The organism is Nocardia sp. NPDC003345 (assembly GCF_053589395.1).
Genome location: NZ_JBSFRU010000417.1, coordinates 1 through 4,823 on the forward strand (window position 1 = coordinate 1; position 4,823 = coordinate 4,823).

At 67.3% G+C, this 4,823-nt stretch carries 4 protein-coding genes; 3 read left to right on the forward strand and 1 reads right to left on the reverse strand.

Annotated features, from left to right (window positions below):
• On the forward strand, positions 1–1,411 hold a 1,411-nt coding region (locus ACWDU1_RS29615), incomplete at its 5' end, for an NAD-glutamate dehydrogenase domain-containing protein (RefSeq protein ID WP_450003502.1).
• 111 nt (positions 1,412–1,522) lie between these two features.
• Here the strand turns inward: ACWDU1_RS29615 and ACWDU1_RS29620 are convergent.
• Positions 1,523–2,668, reverse strand: a complete 1,146-nt coding sequence (locus tag ACWDU1_RS29620) for an SPFH domain-containing protein (protein WP_450003503.1) — start codon at positions 2,666–2,668, stop codon at positions 1,523–1,525.
• A 202-nt stretch (positions 2,669–2,870) separates the two neighbouring features.
• On the opposite strand from ACWDU1_RS29620, the gene ACWDU1_RS29625 reads away from it, so the two are divergent.
• A complete protein-coding gene (locus ACWDU1_RS29625; protein ID WP_450003504.1) occupies positions 2,871–4,394 on the forward strand; it encodes an amino acid permease in 1,524 nt (507 codons plus the stop codon).
• Between the two features lie 145 nt (positions 4,395–4,539).
• Positions 4,540–4,823: hypothetical protein (locus ACWDU1_RS29630; protein ID WP_450003505.1), on the forward strand; the 284-nt coding region annotated here is incomplete at its 3' end.

Sequence of the window (4,823 nt, forward strand, 5' to 3'; positions counted from 1 at the left end):
CCGGATCGAGTTCTGCCGCGACGGCGGCAAGATGAACACCGACGCGCTGGACAACTCCGCGGGCGTGGACTGCTCCGATCACGAGGTGAACATCAAGATCCTGCTCGACGCCGCGGTGTCGGCGGGCGAACTGGATATCGCCGACCGCAACCCCCTGCTGGCAGAGATGACCGACGAGGTCGCCGAACTCGTGCTGCGGGACAATATCTCGCAGAACTTCCGGATCGGGCTCTCACGTTCGATCGCCGCGCGGCGCGGAGCCGTACATCGGCGCCTGCTCACCGAACTGGAGTCCGGGCGCGGTGTGGACCGTCAGCTGGAGGCGCTGCCGTCGGATGTGGAGATGGAACGGCGCATCGCGGCCGGTGGTGGCCTCACCTCACCCGAACTCGCGACCGTCATCGCCCATGTCAAACTCGCGCTGAAAGCGGATCTGCTGGCCGGCGATCTGCCCGACAGCCCGACCTTCACCGCGGTCCTGCCGGGATACTTCCCGACTCCGCTGCGGGATCGTTTCGCCGGTGCGATCGCCACCCACCCGCTGCGCCGGGAGATCGTGGCGACCGTCGTGGTCAACGAGATGGTCGATTTCGCGAGTGCGACCTTCGCCTTCCGCCTGGCCGAGGAAATCGGTGCCACGACCGATGACGCGGTGCGCGCTTTCACCGCCGCGGTGGAGATCTTCCAGTTGCGGGAGCTGTGGGCCCGGATCCGGACGACTCCCATGCCCGCGGGAGTGCGCGACCGGCTCGAGCTCGAAACCCACCGCATCCTGGAACGGGCCGCCCGCTGGCTGTTGCTGAACCGGCCGCAGCCCATCGCCATCGGTGCCGATATCGCGCGCTATCGCGAAGGTGTCCGGGCGCTGGCGAGCCGGGTCCCGGGATGGCTGCCCACCCCGCTGTCCGACCATGTCGCGGCGCGGGCCGCCGCCGAGGCGGAGCACGGTGCACCCACCGATCTGGCCGTCGAGGTGTACCACCTGATCCAGCTGTACCCACTGCTGGACGTGCTCGATATCGCCGATATCGCGGAGCGGGACGCGCACGAGATCGCCGAGCTGTATTTCGCGCTCAACGCCCATCTGGAGATCACCCGGCTCATCAGCGCGGTGAACGATCTCGACTACGACCAGCGCTGGGCCGGACTGGCCCGGCTGGCCCTGCGTGACGACCTGTTCGAATCGCTGCGGCTGCTCACGCTGGATATCGCGACGGCCACCGATGCCGAGGATCCGGTGGGCGAGAAGCTCGATTACTGGGAGCAGACCAATCGCTCCCGGCTGACCCGCGCGCGGGCCGCGCTGACCGAGATCTTCGGAGTGACCCGGCACGATCTGGCGACGCTGTCGGTGGCGGCACGGCAGGTGCGCAGCCTCGCGGGCAGTACGGAATCGGGGCTCGTCGGCTGACCCAGCCCTGAACCGGCCGGCTCGGAACCAGAAATCCGGGCCGGCCGGTTCTGTGTTTTGCCGAGCGGGCGGGCGCCGGCCCGGGTATCCGGCGGGCTCGGCGAGCGGTCGTCAGGCCTGGGGACGGGGAGCCGGGATACCGCAGGCCGCGCAGAACTTCGCGGCCCGCGGCAGCGCCGCGCCGCAGGCACCGCAGGCCGCGGGTTCGCGCGGGGCGAATTTGTTTCCGCAGTTCACGCAGAAGTTCGCGCCGGGGGGATTGACCGTGGCGCACGAGTGGCATTCGGGTCCGCTCGGGCCGCCGGGAGGTAGTTCGGCGGGCGCCGTAGTGGCGAGCTCGGGGACCGGGGCATCCTCGGTCTTGTGGGTCTGCTGCCAGGGGGAGCGGGGCGCGCTGGGTAGCGGTCCGGGGACGGCGGGACTCGACTGCTGCAGCGCGTTGATGCCCAGTGCCGCACCCAGGAAGCCACCCTCGTGACCGTGGCCGGTGGCCAGGCCGTGGCCTGCGCCGAGCGCCATCTCGCCGGCCGCGTACTGCCGGAAGTCCCCGGCCAGCCGAATATAGGTGACATCCTTGGCCAGCCGCTTCAGCCGGTCGGCGTCATCGGGGGCGAGGGTGATGTCGAAATTGCCCAGCCTGGGGAGTCGCAGGCCGTACTCGTAGAGGGCGGTATTGGTCTGGTGCAGGACGGCACGCTCGATATCGGGCAGGTGACCGGAAAGACCCAGAACCGGCCATTCGCCCCGGGAAACCCCCTGGGTGACGGCGATCTTCATGGCCTTGAGCAGCAGATCCGCGCTCCAGGATTCGATACCGGCCGGATCGTGCAGGTCGGTGCTGCCTGCCAATGAGGTGATCAGGCGTTGCGCGTCGCGCACGGTGACCGCGAACTCTCCGAAGACCCGGAGCGTGACGATCTGCTCGCTCACCGGATCGGCGATATCGGCCAGCCGTCCGCCGAATTTGATACCCGCGAATTCGCGGGTGGAGACGAAGTAGAGCTCTGCCCGGTAGTAGTTGCCGCCCGAGAGGGTATCGACCAGAGCGCCGAGCAGCGGGAGCTCGTCGGCGTCGATCCGGTGCCGGCCGGGGCCCAGGGTTCCCACCACATGTCCGGATTTGACGAACAACGCGGTCTGATCGGCATTGACGATGGCGCGGGAGTACCGCCGGATGTTGATATCCGGCCACTTGTAGACCAGCTGCTGCTTACCGGTTTCCGGGACGGCGATGAACTCGCGTTCGAACCAGGCCATCGGGCTCTCCCTCATCGTTTGACCCATCCAGCGTATCGACGTTCAGCGGCTCGATCAATCGTTCAGCCCCAGCTCGCGCGCCCTGCCGAGCGAAAGTCCCTGGTTTCCACGGTGTTACACCTGTTGGGCACCTATTGATTGTGCCGCTGAATAGCGGTACATTCATCGCAGACATGATCTGCGCCACTCGAAAGGCATAACGATGACCACTGTTCAACAGCCTCGGGGACAGGAGGCGCCGGCGGCGGATGGACTGCACGCCGAAGACGCGGGCTATCACAAATCGCTGCGTCCCCGGCAGCTCCAGATGATCGCCATCGGTGGCGCCATCGGTACCGGGCTCTTCCTCGGCGCCGGTAGCCGGCTGCACGACGCCGGCCCGGGCCTGTTCCTGGTCTACGGCATCTGTGGCATCTTCGTCTTCTTCATCCTGCGGGCCCTCGGCGAGCTCGTACTGCACCGTCCCTCCTCGGGCTCGTTCGTCTCCTACGCACGCGAGTTCTACGGCGAGAAACTGGCCTTCGCGGTCGGCTGGATGTACTTCTTCCACTGGTGCATGACCGGCATCGTCGATATCACCGCGATCGCCACCTACGTGCACTTCTGGGGCGCGTTCGAAGTGATACCGCAGTGGACCATCGCGCTGATCGCGCTGGCCATCGTGGTCGCGATCAATATGATCTCGGTGAAGTGGTTCGGTGAGCTGGAGTTCTGGGCCGCGCTGATCAAGGTCGTCGCCCTGGTGGGCTTCCTCATCATCGGCACGATCTTCCTGGCGGGCCGCTTCGATATCGAAGGCCAGCCCACGGGTTTGAGCATTCTGTCCGATAACGGCGGTCTGTTCCCGACCGGATTCCTGCCGCTGGTCGTCGTCACCACCGGCGTCGTCTTCGCCTACGCCGCGGTGGAACTCGTCGGCACCGCCGCCGGTGAGGCCGAGAACCCCGAGAAGATCATGCCGCGCGCCATCAACTCGGTGATCGCCCGGATCGCGCTGTTCTACGTCGGCTCCCTGGTCCTGCTGGGCCTGCTGCTGCCCTACACCGCCTTCAAATCCGGTGAGAGCCCGTTCGTCACCTTCTTCTCCAAGATCGGTATCGACGGCGCCGGTTCGGTGATGAACCTGGTGGTCCTGACCGCCGCGTTCTCGAGTCTCAATGCCGGCCTCTACTCGACCGGGCGCATCCTGCGCTCGATGTCGATGAACGGCAGCGCTCCGACCATCGCGGGCCGGATGTCCAAGAACGGTGTGCCCTATGTCGGCATTCTCGCCACCGGCGTGATCGCGCTGGCCGGCGTCGGGCTGAACGCGGTGGTGCCCGAGCAGGCCTTCGAAATCGTGCTGAACGTCTCGGCGCTGGGCACGATCTTCTCCTGGACCGCCATCGTGCTGTGCCAGTTGCAGCTGTGGAAGTGGGCGCGTGACGGCAAGGTGACCCGGCCGAAGTTCCGGCTGCCGGGTACCCCGTACACCAGTTACGCCACCCTGGTGTTCCTGGTCGGTGTGGTGCTGCTGATGCTGTTCAGTGAGGAGATCGAGCAGCGCGCCGCGGTGATCGCGATGCTCGTGATCGGTGTCCCGGCGCTGGTCGGCGGCTGGTTCCTGGCCCGCAAGCGGGTCGCCGAACTCAACAACGCCCGGGCGGCCGTCGCGGCCGGGCCGGTCGAATCCGGCGAACCGCCCTCGACCGTGCGCATTCTGGACGAACCCGAAGACCAGCGGTAGCCACCGCGGTCGTCGAGCGAACTTCCCCGGGTAGCACCCCGGGGAAGTTCGCATTTCCCAGGGAAGGGAAACCTCGGGTGCCCGGTGCCCCGGCGGCAGGATCACAATGGACTCTCGGTTCACCCGTGGGTTTGAGAGGTCGTGCATGCCAGAGCATCCCAGCTCCCCCGAGCGTCCACTTCCGCCGCCGTGGTCCAAACGGCGAATTCGCGGTGCCGATATGCCCCGGCGGCCCGCGCATACCTGGTCGACCCGCCGCACCACCAGCAGCGAGAGCGTGCATCGTGCGGCGTCCGAATCGGATCTGACCCGGGCCGCCGACGAACTGCTCGCCGAGTCCGGAGCGCCCGGGCCGCGTAGCGCGACCGACGCCGCCGCGCTGCCCGGCGGCTCCGGGATCTTTGTTCCGGTCACCGCCGGATCCGTTCC

What these genes read in the sequence shown, in the direction of transcription:
- ACWDU1_RS29620 (WP_450003503.1), bottom strand. Translation starts at nt 2,668, where the DNA reads ATGGCCTGGTTCGAACGCGAGTTCATCGCCGTCCCGGAAACCGGTAAG.
- ACWDU1_RS29625 (WP_450003504.1), top strand. Translation starts at nt 2,871, where the DNA reads ATGACCACTGTTCAACAGCCTCGGGGACAGGAGGCGCCGGCGGCGGAT.